Raw genomic sequence first — 19403 nt, forward strand, 5'->3', positions numbered from 1 at the left:
TAAAGTCCGTGTTATAATCAAAGTGTAAGCGCTTTACTAAAAACGCTTAGCCTATCGTAAAATCTCTCTGATAAGACTATTTGTAATTAGGAGATCTACACGCATAGCGATTTAAATGCTATCTAAACTTCCTTTCATACCACAAACTTATACGCGTGCTCAACTACAACTCTTAATTGTGAGTCGTTTTGCGGGGGGATTTTGCTGTGTCAATAACGGATGATTAAGAGATAAAAACGCGGTAGATTTTCATGAATAATGCCTATTCCACGAAGTTTGTGGAATAGGCATTATTTTCGTGAAATGGCTGGAATCTACCGGTCTTGACGTTGCAACAAATCCGGGACACGGGCAGCGTAAACCTTACTAGAATGGTCACTGTAATCGCGATTGCAGAACCACAATAAAAATAAAGTGAGGTAAAAATTATGCCTATTGATGTTTCAAATACACCTGATATGTATGAAATTGATGCTACTGGCTCATTTACTTTCAACACTAAGGTCGGGGTCCGTAATGATCCCAACATGGATGCCACTCCGATCATCTATTATGAGCCTGGTGAAAGTGTTAATTATTCCCAAAAATTAAAAAATGGTAACCATCTCTGGTTATCCTACGTTGCAGCTTCCGGTGAAACGCATTATGTACCCTACGTCAACACGGATACCGGCGAGTACTTTGGTACTGACAGCAATGCCAGTGTTCAACCTATCGTACCACCAACTAGCACCGGTACAGGAACCGGTACAGAAACTGGTGAATTAGGTAGTTTAACCGGTCAAGCAGGTGCTGATGTTGCTGATCAAACGCCTGATGGCACAACGCTAACTGAATCTGGTCAGTTTACCTTTTCCGAACCCGCTGCAGGCCGAGCCTCAACGGACATGGATGCTGAGCATCTGGATTCATGGTCAATTGGAGAAACGGTCTACTACAATGCCAAGATTAAAGCTGACGGGCATTACTGGTTCCAATACGTAAATACTAACGGATCCACGTATTATGTTCCATACGCAACTATTAGTCCATTCCGTTACTATGGGACGGACTCCAATCCTGGCGACCCAGTTATTCCGCAAAAGGATACAGGGACTACTACAACTGGAACACCACGTTCACATACTGGGGTCGATACGGCCATGCCGGCCATGGATTCTAATCCTGAGCGTGAATATATTGGTGAAGGCGATCAATATATCTATCCAACAGTAGGTTCATTAACGCTTTTGTCTAATGCTTGGGGCCGTGCTAAACCAGTCATGGATCCTAATAATAAAGCTAATCAGATTCGTTTATATGAGAAAAATACTCTAATTAATTATACGGGGAAACTCTTTAACGATAATCATTTATGGGTTGTTCTCCGAAACGGTCAATATTTGCCTGTAAGTACGTATGCTAATGCTGAAGGTAACAACATGCAAGATGATGATGACCCTAAAAATTCATCTTCTTATGGTTATGTTACTGGAGATACAGGAAAAGTTCAACCAATTGAAGAATACTGGCCATACACACTTGTAATGAAACATGGCATGACCGATGTAGCATCGTGGGAAACCGCTGATGAAACTATTACTAATATTGATGCTACACAGGAAGTAATCCCTTCTAATGAAGAAATACAGGCTATGAATCAGTTTGCAGCCGAAATTGATGCGACAGCTACCGATGACAGTGTGTCAATTGCTTATATTACCGATACTCATGTCGATAGTTACAAATCATTAGCATCTGCACGAGTTTTACGTAGTATGCAATTAATGAGTTATTTTGCAAATCATTATGGTGTTGATTTAATTGTACATGGCGGTGATTTAAATGACGGTGTTAAACCAAAAGATCTTTCTGAAGCCGATATTAAACGCGCCATGGATACTTTTAAGCTGTCACATCGACCTTTCATTGTTTTACAAGGGAATCATGATGATAATTCAGGTTATGCACGTGATGAAACCCACTACAATGGCAATCAAGTTATCACCAATAATGAAGCTAAGCCATTACGTTTAGACCAATTTTCTCAATGGCTAAATGTACCTACAGGCAGTGCTAATCCAAACAATGCAATTTTTGGTAGCTATGATGTTCCTAATAGTGATGTTACCGTTCTTGTTTTGGATGGATTTGATATGCCAGATTATACAGATCCAACTCGCGAACAGTTTCGACATGGGCACACGGACTATTCTGATGCTCAACAAAATTGGTTAACTGAAACCCTCGCAGGAATCCCTTCGAATCGAAAAATCGTAGTCTTCGATCATATCGGTTTAGCTGGTATTGGCGCAGACAGCTCTTATGAAAGTCACTGGGAAAATGATATCGATGTTGATACAAGATATGAAAACACACACGCCAAATCTTACCAAGACGGAATTAAACATAGTCGTGCTATGTATGACAAATTAACCAATTATCAAAGTAGTCATCATAATATTTTAGGCTTTTTCGCTGGGCACACACACCGTGACAACTACAAATTATCTGGTAGTATTCAATTTGTTACATCACTATGTGGCATAGCAGATCGTGGCGATGGTAGAGAAAGTCGCCCTCTTGGATCCCTTACGGAGAATGGTTGGGGCGTTATTCAGCTAAATCCAAGTAAAAATCAAGTTATTCGACACCGGTTTGGTCCTATTGGTGAAGATAATCAAATTGCACCTTATACTGATCCTAATTACTTCTTAAAACAGTGGACTATTCCAGATAACTAATATCGCCTAGGTATGCTAAGGCATACCTAGCTACATAAATTCTTATTTAATCTCTTTTAGAAAATTTTACTAAATTGTTTCTCCAAAATAATCTGCTTATAATAAAAGAGCAAAGGGAGGATATTGAAATGAATTTAAAGAAACAACTAGGCTTGTCATTAGTTATCGTCGGTGGTTTGCTATTTGGTTTATCAACCACGCAGACAACGGCCCATGCCAGCACTTATTTACGTTATTACGAGAACATTCCTAATAAGACGGTCTCAGTAACTAACAAGAACGCCTACGTTTATAACAATGGTCGCTTATCACGTAAGGTCGGCACGATGCGTTACTACGGTTCAAAGGTTGAAGAATACTATGCTGCTCACGTAGTTAAGAACGGTAAGGCTTCAATCTACTATAAGTTCCGCATTGGCCACCGTACTGGCTGGGTATGGCATGGCTACTTGAAGTCAATTGCCTCAGGGACTGGGAATACAACTACCACCACGCCAACAAATACTGGTACAACGACTAGCGGTAAATCAATTGCCCCTGGTACTACAGTTGAAAATGAAGACTGGAATGCAATTGCAAGGAGAGATGGAGTCTATTCAGACACAGCTACTATAATGCAAATGTTCCCTGGAACTATTTATAATCGCAAGTTAGACTTTGTAACTGGTGCTTGCTGGAACACGAATGATGAGGCAGACTTTGACGATAGCGATAATAATATAAAGGAAATGTCACTTAGAGAGGGCGTAAATCCCACTGGTTTTGTTGCTATTAGATTCGATGCTTCTACCAATAAACTGGATGATTACGCCGCAATCGAAAAAGCACTCGACCAAGCTGGTTATGACGCTAGCGCGCGTGCTAAGTTTGCTGGCTGGTCAATTGGTGCTCAGTATGAAGAACCAGGAAATACAGATGAAGGCCCACAAGGCGGTATGGGCTTAGTTTTGTTGGTACCAAATCCATAAACTGAATAATTCATTTAGCAATTAATAAATTAAACAAAGATGACCTAATTGCACTTGGCCCTGTCAAGTTGACAGATGAAATAATATAAAATTCTGTGTATCTCTAAACGGCTTCACTCCAGTACTCATCTGGGGTGAGGCCGTTTCTTTGTGCTGAACGATTGTGATGATTGAAATATTCGATTCCCTTCTCAACCATCCTTACTAGATCCCGATACGTTTTCGGCATTGGCTGGCGTTCCATCCAACGCAATTTAAATTCATTCCACCAACGCTCCATTGGTGCGTTATCGTAAGGCGTTCCTGGTCGAGACATACTTCTGCTGCTGAGGTTTCTGTGGCACTCAGATTATATGCCAACAGGCGGCGTCCATAGAGATCAAGTACACCACTGAACCGTATCTTGTACTCACCATTTACACCGTAGGTTAATTCAGTTGAGTCCGACAACCAGACTTGGTTGGGCGTCTCTACATCAAAGTTTTGATTTAAAATGTTGTCCAGAATATGTTGCTCACTTTCCTTGCGACGCTTTCGTTTCTTAACGCGAATCTGACAGTGAATGTCCAGTTCTTGTTGCACGCGACGAACCATCTTGACGGTGACTGGAAACTTGATCTCATCGTCATGCTGCAGGGCAATGAGCAGGTTATCAGCTCCAATGCCTTGGTGATGAAAGTCGTACCAGTACTGCGTGCGTTTCTTAAGCAACACATCGTGTTGCTCCCAAGTTGTTTCGGTACGGTTCAGTCCCTTGTAGTACGCCTGTCGGCTTACACCGATCAACTTTAAGAGTGTGGCAACTGCGCCACGTTTACCTTGACTGACCTCTCTGATTGCGATGTAGGCCAGACGATGTCGTTTGTTCACCCCCTGCGCTGAAGTTCCTGCAATTTTTTTGCGAATTCCTCAATGAGTTCTTTATCTGCCAGCTCGGCCTTAAGTCGTCTGACCTCTAAGCGGAGACGTTCGTTCTCGGTCAGCTCTGACTCATGCTTATGGATGGCCACGATTATCTACTAAAGCTTCGTAACCACCATTTTTGGCCTTGAGTACCCAAGAACGGGCCTGCTGATAGGAAACCTGAAAGTATTCTGCTGCCTCGGCATAAGAGTGTCTGTCTTGAATCACATACTCAACTACTTTAATTCGCTCTTCAAACGTTGTCTTTCGACTCATAGTGGGGACCTGCTTTCTCGACGGCGATACCGTCAAAGGTTTGTCCTCATTATACTTGATAACCCAGTTTTGTAGTTGTGTTTCTGAGCGTAGCCCAAATCGGAGACTTAACTCACCGAGAGTACCCTCACCGGCTAGATAGGCAAGCACTGCTGCTTGCTTAAGTGCCACGGGGTATTTCTTATTCTTAGTTGCCTCATTGAGACCCTCAAGGCCATCGCAATCATATCGTTCCTGCCACCGCTTTAAGCGACGTCGTTCAAGGTTGTGTAGTTTCGAAAATTTACTGGCAGAGAGACCCGAGTGTTTGAACTGTTCAAGCAGATCCAGTTTCTCTAGTGCTGTGTACTTAGATCTAGGCATACAAAAAATCCCTCCATAGTCATCAGATGAATTATTGTATTTCATCTGACAACCCTAAAGGGATTATCGCAAATCCTGATAGTGAAAGGATTAGGTCATCTCTGTTTAGATAATTACTGATTTGATTTTATTATTGTACATCAGGTGGTAATAATAGTACTACAAATGAACCATAGCCCATGGTATCAGATTCGCCTGCGCCCTTAGGGTAACTACCAATACCAATCTTCCAACCCGAGTACTGAGTCGGGAAGTTATTAAGTTCATAGTACTTTGAGACATCATACTTGTGTACGAATGTTGTACCAGGATTCAATGCAGGATCGACCGCTTTGGCGTTATCGTTCATTTCCTGCTTAAAGTAATTCAGCCAAGAAGTCTTTCCAGATTGTAACTCGCTTAAGATGTCACTGTCATTGCTGAAAGAAGGATCAATTTCTAAAAGTTGAGCCTTCTGATTTGATGATAACTGCGACATGATTTCATCATTGATGTTATCACGAGTATCCATATCATCAGTAGTGTTAAGTTCAGTTGAATTCATCAGCTGATCAGCCATTTTCATTAGCGTTGGATCTTGGACTGAATTTGGGAACAGTGCCAAAATCTGATTATTTTGTGCAGTTGCCTCCGCCCGTAACTTAGCATCGCTTGAGGTCGAAGTTGGGATGCTATTGTCGCTATTGTTAGTTGTATTATTTGTTGTGGTACTGGTTGGTGTAGTACCCGTGCTTGAAGCGATTGACTTCAAGTAGCCGTGCCATACCCAGCCTGTACGGTGACCTACACGGAACTTGTAGTAGATCGAAGCCTTACCGTTCTTAACCACGTGAGCGGCGTAGTATTCTTCAACCTTTGAACCGTAATAACGCATCGTGCCGACCTTACGGGATAAGCGGCCATTGTTATAAACGTAGGCGTTCTTGTTAGTTACTGAGACCGTCTTATTGGGAATATTCTCGTAATAACGTAAATAAGTGCTGGCATGTGCTGTTGCCTGAGTGGTTGATAAACCGAATAACAAACCTCCGCCGACAACTAACGACAAGCCTAGTTGTTTCTTTAAATTCATCTCAATATCCTCCCTTTAGGAACTACTACATTATAGTCCTTTCATAAACCTTTCGTATTTTACGAACTTTTTTAAAACAACAAAATTTCGTAAAACTAAAGACTCATGGCTAGAATCAAAAATGACCCAATCTGACGTGTACCCCCAAAGTTGTTTCCAACTTTGGGGGTACACGTCAGATTGGGTCATTTTTGTTTAATTCATTAAATATTAAATGAGTAACTTAGTTTATGGGTTTGGTACCAACAAAACTAATCCCATACCGCCTTGTGGACCTTCATCAGCATTTTCTGGAGACATGTATTCAGCACCAATTGACCAACCAGCAAACTTAGAACGGGCATTGGCATCATAACCAGCCTTTTCAATTGCTTTTTCAACTGCAGTTTTGTCATATGGTGCAGCGGCATCAAAAGTAATGGCCTTGAAACCTGTTGGATTCGCACCGGCAGAAGTTAACTGGCTCTTCCAACCTGCCATATTATACCAAGAACTAAAATCAGCTGAGTCATCTGTATCCCAAGCATATTCAGCAGCCTTTTCAACCTTTGTATTGTAAACAGTACCAGGGAATAGTTGCATAATATAACCTGCCATCGGATCTACCCCTTCAGTTTTTGAAAGTGTTGGGATATTAATGTTTTCTACGGGAGTTCCTGTAGGAATTTTACCGTTAGTCGTTGTACCAGTATTTGTTGTGGTATTAGTTGGCGTGGTAGGTGTAGTCCCTGTGCTTGAGGCGATTGACTTCAAGTAGCCGTGCCATACCCAACCTGTGCGGTGGCCAATGCGGAACTTATAGTAGATTGAAGCCTTACCGTTCTTAACCACGTGAGCGGCGTAATATTCTTCAACCTTCGAACCGTAATAACGCATGGTACCCATCTTACGGGATAAACGACCATTGTTGTATACGTAAGCGTTCTTGTTAGTTACTGAGACCGTCTTATTAGGAATGTTCTCGTAATAACGTAAATAAGTGCTGGCATGGGCTGTTGTCTGAGTGGTTGATAAACCGAATAACAAACCTCCGCCGACAACTAACGACAAGCCTAATTGTTTCTTTAAATTCATAATAATATCCTCCCTTTAGGAACCACTACATTATAGCCTTGTTATTAAAACGGAACAAGATAACTGCAATTTTTGCTTAGCGGTTCTTCCTAGATTAATGATTTCTCAAATTAACTATCCAAAACATTAAACATTTATCGTAAAATGGCTTGAATTAAAGGGAACGTGTGTTCTATAATCAACCTTGAACACCCGTTATCTAAGAACCTTTTAGTAGCAATACAATCATGTTTACTATAAATGTTTTAGAAATATAAGGGGACCTATAAGGAGACCGAAAAATCAATATATATTGCAACAAATCCGAAACGCACTGTTTCCCCAATTAATTAAAATAGGTTTTGAGTTCAACGTAATGCATGAATGGATTGCTTTTATAAACTATAAATTTGAGGTGATTTTGATGAATGACTATGAACGTCAACATTTAGAACGTATTTTATGTGATTACCCAAAGATTGATAAATATATGACTGTGAGAATGGCTGAACTTTCATATCCTTATCAAGGACACAGTCACGTATTATCTAAACTAGCAGTGGGTACCATGCTGTTTGATGATTGTATTGGTACTGATCGCTGTTTGGCTCAACTGGAGGTTAATAAGAAGTGTATCCAGTTTTGTTTGAAACACTCTGATAAGGAAACACAGACAATTATCGATCGACTATATTTTAGCCATGAGAGGAATCTGACTTTAGAAGGCGTCGGAATGGTTTTAAATATGAGTAAGTCCACTGTCAGCCGTAAGCGAGCAGCTTTCCTAGAATTTTTAGGTCAAGAATTGGGTTATTTTTAGTGAAAGGAGATTTTAACATGACGACAGGAACGTTAGATTTTGCGTCAATCGTAACTTTAATTTGTACCACTATTCCAGCGGTTTATAAGCTTTTACATCCTTTTATTACCGAAAAAGTGGCTACTGAAAAGAACCGACAAGTTCAACAGTGCTTGCAGATTGCTGATAATTTAGCTTATTCAGCCGTAGCTGCGATGGCTAATTACGCGGCATTATCTAAGAGTGAACGAAAAGTCCAAGCAGTAGACTATGTATTACAGCATATGGCAAAAACAGCTGGGAATATTTCTAAAGACGTTGTGGCCGATAAGGTTGAACTAGCTTATCAGGAATACAAGCACGTCACTTTGGGTGATAATCACGAAGCGGTTAAAGTTGATGAAACTGCTGCTGATCCAGATTGATTAACTGCGAATGGGGGTAAATGAAATGACAACTGAATTTGCTGACATTAGTTCGTTTCAGCCAGATACTTTAGATTACATGCGGAAGCTACATAACCACGCAACGGGTCTATTCGTTAAGCTAACTGAAGGTTCTGAAAATGGCTCACACTATTTGAATCCTAAGGCTGGTATGCAACTGTTAAACGGTTTTGAATTTTTCAAGTCGATTGGTGTCTATCACTATTTTAGAGGTAACAGTCAGCGCTATGGAATGAACGACCCTGTAAATGAAGCTAAATGGTTCGTTAAAAACATCATTAAACTTGGTCTAAACAGGGATACTGTGTGTGCCATTGATGTTGAGGATCAGTCTTTACAGTATAATGTGACCGCTGATATTAATCTATTTTTAGATTACGTGTATCAGCAAGGATTTCATTACTTGGTCGTCTATGCCTCAGCCAGCTGGTTTAATAGTCAGCGAATTAAACGTACGCAGCTAAAGTATCAGCCGGCAATTTGGGTTGCTTCTTACGGTGTCAATCAGCCCGGAGTAGATAATGCCCAGGCTTGGCAATATACTAATAACGGGTATCAGTTAAAAACGGATTTTAATTATGATTTTGCTGGAATCTTACAATAAAAAAGTTGTCGAATTCTTCGGCACATTGACTTTATTGTTTTACGAATGGGGGAGACTTATAATAAGTTTGTACATAAAGGGAGGATATTGAAATGAACTTAAAGAAACAGCTAGGCTTGTCATTAGTTGTTGGCGGTGGTTTGCTATTCGGTTTATCAACCACTCAGACAACAGCACATGCCAGCACTTATTTACGTTATTACGAAAACATTCCCAACAAGACAGTCTCAGTAACTAACAAGAACGCCTACGTTTATAACAATGGCCGTTTATCCCGTAAGATGGGTACCATGCGTTATTACGGTTCAAAGGTTGAAGAATACTATGCTGCTCACGTGGTTAAGAACGGTAAAGCTTCGATCTACTACAAGTTCCGTGTGGGTCACCGTACTGGCTGGGTATGGCATGGCTACTTGAAATCAATTACTTCAAGCACTGGGACTACACCTACTACCACGCCAACTAGTGGTGAAACCACTCCTACTAACACTACAACAGTTGGTGGCAAGTCAACTGCACCTGGCACAACAGTTGATAATATGAATTGGTCGGCTATTGAAAAACGTGATGTTTTAGATAGTACACAGGAATACATTATGCAATTGTTCCCAGGCACCATATATAACCGTTCAGTTGAACTGGCTGCTCAACAACTTTGGAGTGCCGGGTCAATAGATGGCGTAGATTTTAACGAAAGTCAGCAATCCTTACAGAGATGGCTAAGTACCACTCATTTCATAAGTGGAGACTATGGTCATATTGTTAGTTCATCTAAAACAATTAACAGTACCGGCTTTGTTGGGATTCCCTTCACGGTCAAAGCACCATATGATCATGCTGCAATTTTAAGAGCACTCGACCAAGCTGGTTATGATGCTAACGCCCGTTCTAAGTTTGCTGGTTGGTCAATTGGCGCTGAATATGAAGAACCAGATAATACAGATGAAGGGCCACAAGCGGGTGATGCTTTAGTTTACTTGGTGCCAAATCCATAAACTAAGTTACTCATTTAATATTTAATAAATTAAACAAAGATGACCTAATCCTTTTACTATCGGGATTGGGTCATTGTTTGTCTAACTAGAGTTATAAAATATTCTTAGTATGTGAGAGCAAAAAGTAACTGCTAAAATTCAAAAAAGCGCCTCAACCAGATTGGTTGAAGCGCTTTTGCGTAAACAAGTACTTATTTTGGGTTCAAATTAGATATTAAGCAAAACCTGCGGGTGTATAGAAAAAGTTGTTGCTGTTACCAACTGAGTATTTAAGCGCTGAATTGTTGGTATCTACACCAAGGCTACCAGCTGATGAACCATAGAAATGAACCGTTAAACGATAGCGATAATTACCCTTATTGCTGATTTTCTGATCAGGTAATTTGAGCATGTTGTTCTTAGCGTAAACATAAGTTGTTTCACCAGCAGCACTTGATTTTGTGACTTTAGTTGATGAAATCGGTTTTGTATTCGCCTTGTCATTCTCAAAATATTCTACATAACCATCTGTGGTAAAGCGAATCGTGGCATTCTTATATTGAGTGCCTTTCACAGTCGTTTTGGGTTTTGACATGAAATCCAATCCATCCATTGCAACCTCTTTGGATGCTTTAAAATTATGGTTGACACGAACTTTAAGATATTTTGCTGATGTTTCATGTCGAATACGATAACGTAAAGTGCCTAATTCAATGTTAGCATATTGCTTGTTATTTTTCTTTGAAAAATATGAAACATATACACGCGTATTGGCAGGAATAGTGACTTTGCCAACTTTAACAGTCTTTGTGACTATTCTGTAATTACTTTTAGCAGGTGTTTTAGTAGCCGCGTTAGCAGTACCAGCAAAGCCAGCTACTCCTATTGCTAAGGTCAGACCGGTAATGATTAATTTGGTTAATTTCATTGTCCTCTCCCCCTTCAAACAAAGTATACCCCCCAATAAGAGTTGTTAATAGTGTTATTCATTTAAAAGAAGAAGATACCGATTATAGTAATGAGTGCGATAACAGTCCACCAGTATTGTGCCAGAAAATCCCAAAAGTTCATCACACCGCGGCGACGCTCATACAGGCCAGTGGTTGGATTATAGACGAAAACTGAAGAATCAATGTGATCACCGTTGGCTGGTTTTGTGCCGAGAACCAAGGTATCTAAGCTAACATTCAATACCTCAGCTAATTTAACTAGCGTTTTAAGATCGGGTGTTCCATCGCCATTTTCCCATTTTGAGACAGCTTGGCGGGAGACAAAAAGCTGCGCTGCCAAGTCGTCCTGTGATAAATGTAACGCCGTGCGTAGCGTTTTAAGTTGTTCTGCAAATTTCATGATCAGGCTCCTCTCTGTTTTGACTAGTTTGATTATGCTCGTAAGTGAAGTTAAAAACACGCAAAGAAGGGATAAATCATGCTCGAATCAACCCATATTTGCGCAACCTGGGGTGGCAAAACGTGTGTAATTCCCGATTATATAAGGAATGACGTAGTTGCGACGAAAAACTCGCGCTAATCTGCCATATCGACAAGCAAGCGCGAGTCTATTTTTAATCATGCAGTTTTTCGGGTTCTTTCAAAGTTAAGTGACCAAGCAGTGCGATAACTAAGAAGACGACAGCCACGAGGCAAACGCCATTCCATTTGGCAACACTCCAAGCCCAAGTCGCGGACAAGGTTCCCAGCGAACCACCAAGGAAGTAGCTGAACATGAAGATGGAGTTGTTGCGGCTGCTTTCTTTACGGTTCAGTGATTGGACAATGGCCTGATTGGAAACTTGGCTAAATTGGGTCCCCAGATCCAGCAAAATAATGCCGATGATCAAGCCAATCATCCAGTGGCCGATGAGCCAGAATAGCAGGAAGGCTAAACTGGAGAAGAAGACTGATAGCCCAATCGTTAACCGTGGTGAACGATGATCGACTAGATCACCAATGTATGGCGCAGCTAAAACGCCGGCAATTCCGAGTAGGCCTAAGAGTCCGGCAACGTTGCTGCCTAAATGATATTGGTCAGCAAGGTAGAAGGCGATGGTTGACCACATGACGTTAGAGACCGCGAACATGGTAAAGCCATTGAGGGATGAACCTTGAAGTCGACGCTGAGTCACGAACAGGCGGGGGAGTGATTTAATCACGTTGAGATAGCTCAAGTTTTGATGACCACGAGGATCTCGTGGCATTGCCCGATGGACGATGAACAGTAGCATGAGGTCCATGATTGCGGCAATTAAATAGATATATTGCCAGTCAATGACACTACCAAGCAAGCCGCTAAAGGACCGTGATAGCAGAATCCCAGTTAGGAGACCACTTAAGACGGTGCCCAGGACTTTTCCGCGTTGCATGGCAGGCGCCAGAAAGCCGGCATACGGAATAATGATCTGCGGTGCCACGGAGGTAATGCCAATTAAGGTAGTGGCAATGGCGAAAATCATCGCGTTGGGTGACAGAAACGCTGCTAGTAGAGCGATGATTGACAGTACCATCATGAATTGAATCAGGTGATAACGGTCAAAAATATCACCAAGTGGCACGATGAGCAACAGTCCCACGGCATACCCCATCTGGGTCAGCATGGCCAGCACACCGACAATGGCTTTTGAAAGGTGGAAATCGTTGGCGATTAACCCTTCAATGGGTTGGATAAAGTTCAGGTTAGCGACGATTACACCAGTGGCAATCGCCATAAGTAAGACGGTTTTGCGTGAAATTGATTGTGGTTCTTTCATCATATAAAGAAGCTTCTTTCAAATAGAATAGAGTGCGAAAGCGGGCGTTAAGGGACTGGAGCCTAAGAGCGGACTGACAAAAATCCCGATTCTGGATTTTAGTCAGTTCACCCTTAGGTGCAAGTCTCTGCCCGCTTGAGCACGTTTAGGCTAGGGAGCAGGAAAGCTGTGACAAAAATCCCGGTTTTGGATTTTAGTTAGTCCGTTCTTAGGTGCAAGTCTCTGCCTGCTTGAGCACGTTTAGGCTAGGCAACAGGCATCTCTATTCAAAATAAGAAAGGACTCTCTGTCCTCACAATCAACCAATGGAAAATTTGGTATGTCATAGTTAGCTTCCTCAATTCTCTCATTCTGATATGTTGAACACGAATAGCAGGTTAGCTATGTTTCATGTGGAACAATTTCTTTACCTACTTTTAATTAGTGCCCAATTGTTAATTATACGACAACCAGCTATTATTTTAAAAATAGAAAAAATCCCACACCATTTCTGGTATCGGATTTGGTTACTTATTCTGCTTGAATCGTCAATCATGCATTATTAGAGCATTATGAGTATAATTGACACAATTACAAGTTTAAGATTATTGAATAATCTTTTTATACTATATAGTTAAAGGAGAATGTCTTATGTCTAGTAATAATCAAGGGTCCCCATTCATAAAATCAACGTATCGAGTAAAGATGTACAAAAGAGGTACTCAATGGGTAGTAGCCGGTATCACAGCTTTTTCTTTAGCAGGCATACTAAGCATTGCCTCAACGAATACAGCGGATGCGGCGACCGAATCAACGGCTTCCCCTGTTGCAGCTGTGTCAAATGCTGAAGGTAGAGATGCCTCTCAAGTTAAATTACGAAGTGCTCAAACAGTGTCAACAGCTCAGCCTAACACTCAGCAGGCTGATGCAGCGGTGATTACACCTACGAAGACGACTGCTCCTGCTTCAAATAGTACTGCCTCAGCAAATCCCGTGGAGACCCAAACGTTATATGAGCCTACCAACGAAGAACTGACCACTGCTAAGCAGCAAGCAAGTCAAACTTATCAGCAAACTGGTATTCCTCAAACAATCAACGCAATAGCTGATACTGCACCAGTGACCCAGTTACCTGATGAGACAACGAACGTTGAGTTGTTTCTCACTGCAGTTAAGGGTGATCAGCCAATTAATCTACAATCTGAGATACAATCTGATTTTAGAGATCCTAATATTTCTGGTACTGAAGTTAATCAACAAGTTAAAACCGTTAATGATCTGTTTAAGTACTTTGACCACTACAATGTGCAAGATGAATTACGTCCGTGGCGCTCTGGTGACGAGTCTTCTATAGACAATTACCGATACAATGGTACCCTTGGAACATTAGCACAGGATTTTGTCCGTGCTAATGATAGTAACTATGCCTCGAATAACACCTTTATTACTAACTTGAAAGGTTACAGTATCGATGAGCAAGCTCTGCAAAACGAAGTGGATCAACCCGTTAACTATCAATTTGATGATGCAACTCAGACCTATCGTGCTACTATCAATATTCCACTCGTTAAAAACGACAGTACAATAACGATTAAATACGTTTATACAGCGGATGCCGAAGAGTATGCGCAACAGAATCCTACTTATACTTTGCCGTCTTTACCAGCTGATAAGGTTCTTAGTGGTTTGAAAGGTAACTTTGTTCGGACTGATTTTGACGATGTTGATTCCTCACAATTGCCTCTTGTCCCTGCTCAGCAGGCTTGGGCTGAGGGTGTATTCAATGGTAGTAATCAAATTATTACAGTGCCACTGAATATTACTAATGCTGTTAGTTACACGGAATCAAATGATGGTGAAGTAGAAGCTAAGACTCAAGTTAATGGTTCCTCAGCATTGAATGATGTTTATCGAGATGATTATGGTAGTAATAATTCTCTATTTAGTTTATCCGATGCCCCAGTTTATCCAGGGAAAACAACGTATCGTGATATTGTTCAATATCCTATGTTCTTACCAGAAGGGATAAGCCCAATTGCATTAGCTGAAAACGAGGACAAGGGTATTTTGGGCAAAATTATGTCATTGAATCAAATGGTCAGCTTGCACCGCAGAGTAAGACAGGTATTCCCCAGTATTTGCAAGTTGTTGTGGCCTTAAATGATTATAAAACAGGGCGAATTACTGCAAACGAATTAGCAATGGATTATGCGAATTTGGGTGCTAATTTGGACTACTCCGCTGTGACTGGGGCCGATCAGCAAATCTTTCATGATTTTTACAAAAAGTATTTTAACGTGGATAATACTCGCCAGCTCAATGACCTGATGGCACAGGAAATGATTAATACTTATCATCAGCAACCAGGTGCAGCATTGGTTGGTGCTTCTACCATGCAAAATTATTTCCCCGGCACTGAAGGCATGACCATTGATTATCAGAAGTTGCAGCAAAACCTTGATCAGCCAATTCAATTTATTAATTTGACTAAGCAAGCTGATGGCACATATTCTGCCGATGGCGTGAAGCCATTAGTGATTCCCTTTACCAACATCGACTCAGATGTCACTATCCATTACGCCATCGCCGGTGGCAGTTCATTGCCAGCTGGTGAGACGTTACCAGCGGATCAAACGGTTAAGGGTTATTTAGGTGAACCCGATGTAACCGTTGATGTTCCCGCAATTCAAGGACTCACACCTGATCAAAATAGTGTTCAACTAAAATTTGACGGGACTATTGGCAAGCAAAAGATTACGGTCACGTACTATGGCCCATTAAGCCTCACCGTAAAATTTGTTGATAATGATAATCAAGGGGCTACTGTTGGTACTCCTCAAAAGTTAACCGGGACGATCAATACGAGTGTTGACTGGTCAGCAGGAACAATTCCGGCTGGCTATCAGCTGGCACCGGGACAAGTCACCAGCGGCCAATATAGTTTCACGGGATCAACTAATCCCGAGATTAATATCCATCTTGTTCACAAGAATGCGCCTACCGGTGGTGTCAGCGATGGCGGACATAGTTCTAATCAGACTGGGCAGCCAACCAATAACGTGCCAACTCCTAACACTCCTGAACAATCTCAGGAGCCTAGCCAGGCAGTAGTAACGACTCAGCCTAACCAAGTGGCAGCCGTCAATGGAACAGCCACATCAAAGACTGCGAATACAACGTTAACGGAAAGTACACCACAAGAAACACGTGCGAGTGGGACGTCAAAGAATCAACAGCAAAAGGTAACCAGAGTGGCTAATAGCGCCAATTCAGTGGTAGGTAATTCTGCTAATGCTAAGCCGGTTTCAGTAGCCAACTCAGCAACGACCGAAACGACCTCAAGTAAAAACCAATTACCGCAAACGGATGAAAATACTCAAGCCACTCGCAATCTTAGTTTCTTAGGCATAGTGATGACGAGTCTGTTAGGCTTACTTGGTATCACCAAGAAACGCCGTCACAATTAATAGAAAATAGGTTATAGAAAAAATCCGACACCATTTCTCTGGTATCGGATTTTTCTTTAAAGCAGTGATTAAATCGGCCACTCGCGGTCAGCCATTTAATTTAATCGGCTTTTTTTAGTCATCGTCATCATCATCGTCTTCTTCAACTAAGCCTTCCCAGGCCGTCTTGCCTAAGAGAGCTTGCAACTGTTGAATGGCGTGGTTGTTTTGCTTTAATAGGGTGGTTAACGTAGCAGCTAGTGCTGGCCGGTCTTCCTTTTCGGCTAACTTGATGGCCCGGGTTACGAATAAGTTCTCAGTGTTGTAATCGTGAGCGGTAATGTCGACCATTTCGGAAGTGGTGAGGTACTTGTTACGGCCGTCTTCGTCCAGCATCTTGTAGTTGCTGTATTCTTCAGTTGTCGAAGGTGGCAGCTCGTTTTCGTCTAAGAGGGCTTCAGCAACCATGTCATAATCTTTGCGGGCTTGATCGATCAAGTCGTCATACAATGGGCGAACAGCAGCAGCCTCAAAGCCCTTCATGAACCATTTTGCTTGGTGAAGTTTCACATCCAAGATGCGTAAGTTGGCAACGATGTGGCCGGTCATAGCACCCGCGGTTGGGGTGTGGTGATCTATGTCAGCTTGCTTAACTTCAGCTTGGTACTTTTCTTCTACTAAATCTTTAACATCTGTCGTCATATCGTTATTCCTCCTAGTTGGCTGCTACTTCGTCTTTAACTTTGATCTTCTTAACTTCGTAACCTAACTTATCAACCACTTGGCCTAACTCTTCAGCGGAGACCTTGCTGTCGTCGAAGTCGGCTTTAGCTTTGCTGGCGTTGAACAATACCTTAACCTTTTCAACACCTGGTTGATGTGCCAGAGCACTTTCAATCTTGGTCATGCATGATGGGCAGGTCAAACCATCTAATTGTAAAATCGCACGTTTGTTTGTCATAATAATGATCTCCTTTTGAGTTATTCTTGTTTGCTTTGATTATCTATAGTTTAGTCGCTTTATCTGGATTTGAAATTGATCTAAATCAAGTGAGCGGAAGTTTTTTGAGTTGCCGCTTGTTGTGCTTGAGTGGGCATCTTGCCGTAGCTGATCAGACGCATTGCGTTGAAGATAACGACTAAGATACTTGCTTCGTGGACGAACATCCCACTGGCCATGTAAATGAAGCCGAGAATCAAACCAATCAGCAGGAAGATAACGACGCCAATAGCAATGGCGATATTTTCCTTCGTGTTAATAACGGTCTTCTTAGATAGTGAGTAAGCGTGAACTAACGCTTCAAAACTGGACTGCATGAGGACAACGTCAGAAGTTTCGATGGCAACGTCAGTCCCGCTGCCCATTGCGATACCGATTTGAGCGGTGGCAATTGCTGGGCTATCGTTGATGCCATCACCAACGAAGGCAACGGTACGGCCTTGATCTTTGAACTTCTTAATGTATTCAACTTTTTCTTCTGGTAAGAGTTCGGCGTGAACTTCGTCGAGGCCGATTTGTTCAGCAACGTATTGAGCGGTGATCTTGTTATCACCAGTTAACATGACTAAGTGCTTAGCACCGTGATCACGCAATGCCTGTAACTGTGCTTTGATACCTGGACGGATGGTGTCGGATACACCGAGGATTAATTTCAATGCGCCGTCCACAGCAACCATCACCACTGAACTACCAGTGTGCTGAACGTCTGTTAAATCAGCTTTTTGCGTGTCGGTCAAAGCAATGTTGTTAGCGTTCATCATCTTCAGGTTACCAACAAGTACGTGGTGATCATCGATGGTAGCGGTGAGGCCTTGACCTTTAACCGTGTCGTTGTCAGCGACGTCTAATTGCTCAAAAGAAACTTTTTCATGCGTTGCGTAATCGGTAATCGCTTTGCCCAGTGGGTGATCGGATAACCGTTCAGCCCGGGCAACCAATGCTAATGCTTCATTAGAATCATCGGCGTAGTTCTTAACAGCAGAAACGGCGGTGTTACCAAGGGTCAACGTACCGGTTTTATCGAAAACAAAGGTATCAACTTTAGCGAAATCGTCCATGACGGCACCACCTTTAAGCAGGATGCCGCGCTTGGCACCGTTACCGATACCAGCCACGTTAGAAACGGGAGCACCGATAACCAGGGCACCAGGGCAGCCAAGCACTAGAACGGTGATGGCAGTTGGAAAATCACGGGTGAAGATGTAAACCAAGGTTGCAATAATTAAAACGGCTGGCGTGTAGTACTGTGCGAATTTATCAATGAAGGATTCAGCAGGGGATTTGGCATCCTGAGCGTCTTCAACCAATTCAATAATTTTACCGAACGTTGTGTCTTCACCAACTTTAGTGGCTTCAACGGTCAACGTCCCGTTGCCTAAGATTGAGCCAGAGAAGACTGAGTCGCCAGTGGTTTTGGCAACTGCCTTAGATTCACCGGTGATGACGGATTCGTCCAAATAACCTGAGCCGGAAACAACTTTACCATCGACTGGAACGGATGCACCGGTCTTCACCATGATGTGGTCGCCTTCGTCAACGTCATCGATATCGACTTCTTCTTGGGTGCCATCTTCATGGAGGATAACGGCCGTTTCAGGTGCCATTTGCGTTAATGACTTGATGGATTCACGGGTCTTGGATAAGGTCCGCTGCTCGAGGTAACTCCCGAATAAGAAGAGGAAGGTCACGATAGCAGATTCGTTATATTCACCAATGATGAATGCACCGACGACCGCGATGCTGACAAGCAGTTCAATGCTGATCACCTTTACGCGAAGTGACTGGTAAGCATGAATCATAATTGGTACGGCTGCAATGATTGAGGCTAAGATAAACGCCCAGTCGTAAACCACCGTTGAGTTTAGGAGATACTTACCTGCAAAACCAAGTGCTATCAGAATGGCACTGGCTAGTGTGATTTGATTTTGGTGTTTTTGAATATACCGTTGAAACTTCATATCGATCGCTCCTTTAATCATTTGATTATCTATAGTTTAGAGCGAATTGGCCTAGCGTTAATTGACAGAGGTCAAGTTCGGTAAAAAAATTAA

At 42.1% G+C, this 19403-nt stretch carries 19 protein-coding genes; 8 read left to right on the forward strand and 11 right to left on the reverse strand.

Annotated features, from left to right (window positions below; genetic code table 11):
- Positions 1–428: 428 nt before the first annotated feature.
- Both IWT5_RS03115 and IWT5_RS03120 read left to right on the forward strand, forming a co-directional pair.
- Positions 429–2723, forward strand: a complete 2295-nt coding sequence (locus tag IWT5_RS03115; protein WP_089108491.1) for an SH3 domain-containing protein — start codon at positions 429–431, stop codon at positions 2721–2723.
- A gap of 128 nt (positions 2724–2851) precedes the next feature.
- A complete protein-coding gene (locus IWT5_RS03120) occupies positions 2852–3691 on the forward strand; it encodes a hypothetical protein (RefSeq protein WP_089108492.1) in 840 nt (279 codons plus the stop codon).
- A 103-nt stretch (positions 3692–3794) separates the two neighbouring features.
- Here IWT5_RS03120 and IWT5_RS12375 read toward each other — a convergent pair whose 3' ends face one another.
- From IWT5_RS12375 to IWT5_RS03145, 5 genes are all read right to left on the reverse strand, one after another.
- The gene (locus IWT5_RS12375) at positions 3795–3971 is read right to left on the reverse strand and encodes a hypothetical protein (protein ID WP_225360213.1); all 177 of its coding nucleotides are present in this window, start codon (positions 3969–3971) and stop codon (positions 3795–3797) included.
- On the reverse strand, positions 3896–4561 hold the full coding sequence (locus IWT5_RS12120; protein WP_225360215.1) for a hypothetical protein: 666 nt from the start codon (positions 4559–4561) through the stop codon (positions 3896–3898). The genes IWT5_RS12375 and IWT5_RS12120 overlap by 76 nt, the downstream gene beginning before the upstream one ends.
- A 126-nt stretch (positions 4562–4687) precedes the next feature.
- Complete coding sequence (locus IWT5_RS03135; RefSeq protein ID WP_225360197.1) at positions 4688–5233, reverse strand: helix-turn-helix domain-containing protein; 546 nt, start codon at positions 5231–5233, stop codon at positions 4688–4690.
- A gap of 130 nt (positions 5234–5363) precedes the next feature.
- Positions 5364–6305 carry a hypothetical protein gene (locus IWT5_RS03140; RefSeq protein ID WP_089108494.1) on the reverse strand — a complete coding sequence of 314 codons (942 nt, stop codon included), beginning with the start codon at positions 6303–6305 and terminating at the stop codon, positions 5364–5366.
- A 228-nt stretch (positions 6306–6533) separates the two neighbouring features.
- Positions 6534–7379, reverse strand: a complete 846-nt coding sequence (locus IWT5_RS03145; RefSeq protein WP_089108495.1) for a hypothetical protein — start codon at positions 7377–7379, stop codon at positions 6534–6536.
- A gap of 355 nt (positions 7380–7734) precedes the next feature.
- Between IWT5_RS03145 and IWT5_RS03150 the strand changes: the two genes are divergently transcribed.
- The 4 genes from IWT5_RS03150 (at position 7735) to IWT5_RS03165 (ending at position 10202) form a co-directional block, all read left to right on the forward strand.
- On the forward strand, positions 7735–8178 hold the full coding sequence (locus tag IWT5_RS03150) for a hypothetical protein (RefSeq protein WP_143443077.1): 444 nt from the start codon (positions 7735–7737) through the stop codon (positions 8176–8178).
- A gap of 17 nt (positions 8179–8195) precedes the next feature.
- The gene (locus IWT5_RS03155) at positions 8196–8582 is read left to right on the forward strand and encodes a hypothetical protein (RefSeq protein WP_089108497.1); all 387 of its coding nucleotides are present in this window, start codon (positions 8196–8198) and stop codon (positions 8580–8582) included.
- 25 nt (positions 8583–8607) lie between these two features.
- Positions 8608–9207 carry a GH25 family lysozyme gene (locus tag IWT5_RS03160; protein WP_159459271.1) on the forward strand — a complete coding sequence of 200 codons (600 nt, stop codon included), beginning with the start codon at positions 8608–8610 and terminating at the stop codon, positions 9205–9207.
- Positions 9208–9299: 92 nt separating this feature from the next.
- On the forward strand, positions 9300–10202 hold the full coding sequence (locus tag IWT5_RS03165) for a hypothetical protein (RefSeq protein ID WP_089108499.1): 903 nt from the start codon (positions 9300–9302) through the stop codon (positions 10200–10202).
- Positions 10203–10416: 214 nt separating this feature from the next.
- Here IWT5_RS03165 and IWT5_RS03170 read toward each other — a convergent pair whose 3' ends face one another.
- The 3 genes from IWT5_RS03170 to IWT5_RS03180 all read right to left on the reverse strand — a co-directional run bounded on the left by IWT5_RS03170 (position 10417) and on the right by IWT5_RS03180 (position 12927).
- Positions 10417–11109, reverse strand: a complete 693-nt coding sequence (locus IWT5_RS03170; protein WP_089108500.1) for a hypothetical protein — start codon at positions 11107–11109, stop codon at positions 10417–10419.
- A gap of 62 nt (positions 11110–11171) precedes the next feature.
- On the reverse strand, positions 11172–11534 hold the full coding sequence (locus tag IWT5_RS03175) for a helix-turn-helix domain-containing protein (protein ID WP_225360214.1): 363 nt from the start codon (positions 11532–11534) through the stop codon (positions 11172–11174).
- Between the two features lie 211 nt (positions 11535–11745).
- Complete coding sequence (locus tag IWT5_RS03180) at positions 11746–12927, reverse strand: MFS transporter (RefSeq protein WP_089108640.1); 1182 nt, start codon at positions 12925–12927, stop codon at positions 11746–11748.
- Positions 12928–13557: 630 nt separating this feature from the next.
- Between IWT5_RS03180 and IWT5_RS03185 the strand changes: the two genes are divergently transcribed.
- On the forward strand, positions 13558–15066 hold the full coding sequence (locus IWT5_RS03185; protein ID WP_089108502.1) for a KxYKxGKxW signal peptide domain-containing protein: 1509 nt from the start codon (positions 13558–13560) through the stop codon (positions 15064–15066).
- A gap of 41 nt (positions 15067–15107) precedes the next feature.
- On the forward strand, positions 15108–16373 hold the full coding sequence (locus IWT5_RS03190) for an LPXTG cell wall anchor domain-containing protein (RefSeq protein WP_143443078.1): 1266 nt from the start codon (positions 15108–15110) through the stop codon (positions 16371–16373).
- A gap of 114 nt (positions 16374–16487) precedes the next feature.
- Here the strand turns inward: IWT5_RS03190 and IWT5_RS03195 are convergent, their stop codons facing one another.
- The 3 genes from IWT5_RS03195 to IWT5_RS03205 form a co-directional block, all read right to left on the reverse strand.
- Positions 16488–17054: a ferritin-like domain-containing protein gene (locus tag IWT5_RS03195; RefSeq protein ID WP_089108504.1), complete on the reverse strand. Its 567-nt coding sequence runs from the start codon at positions 17052–17054 to the stop codon at positions 16488–16490.
- Positions 17055–17067: 13 nt separating this feature from the next.
- Positions 17068–17313, reverse strand: coding sequence for a heavy-metal-associated domain-containing protein (locus IWT5_RS03200; protein ID WP_089108505.1), 246 nt, complete (start codon positions 17311–17313; stop codon positions 17068–17070).
- A gap of 80 nt (positions 17314–17393) precedes the next feature.
- Positions 17394–19310 (reverse strand): heavy metal translocating P-type ATPase, encoded by a 1917-nt coding sequence (locus IWT5_RS03205; protein ID WP_089108506.1) that lies wholly within the window; start codon positions 19308–19310, stop codon positions 17394–17396.
- Between the last annotated feature and the right edge of the window lie 93 nt (positions 19311–19403).

It is taken from the genome of Secundilactobacillus mixtipabuli, assembly GCF_002217925.1.
Taxonomy (GTDB): Bacteria; Bacillota; Bacilli; order Lactobacillales; family Lactobacillaceae; genus Secundilactobacillus; species Secundilactobacillus mixtipabuli.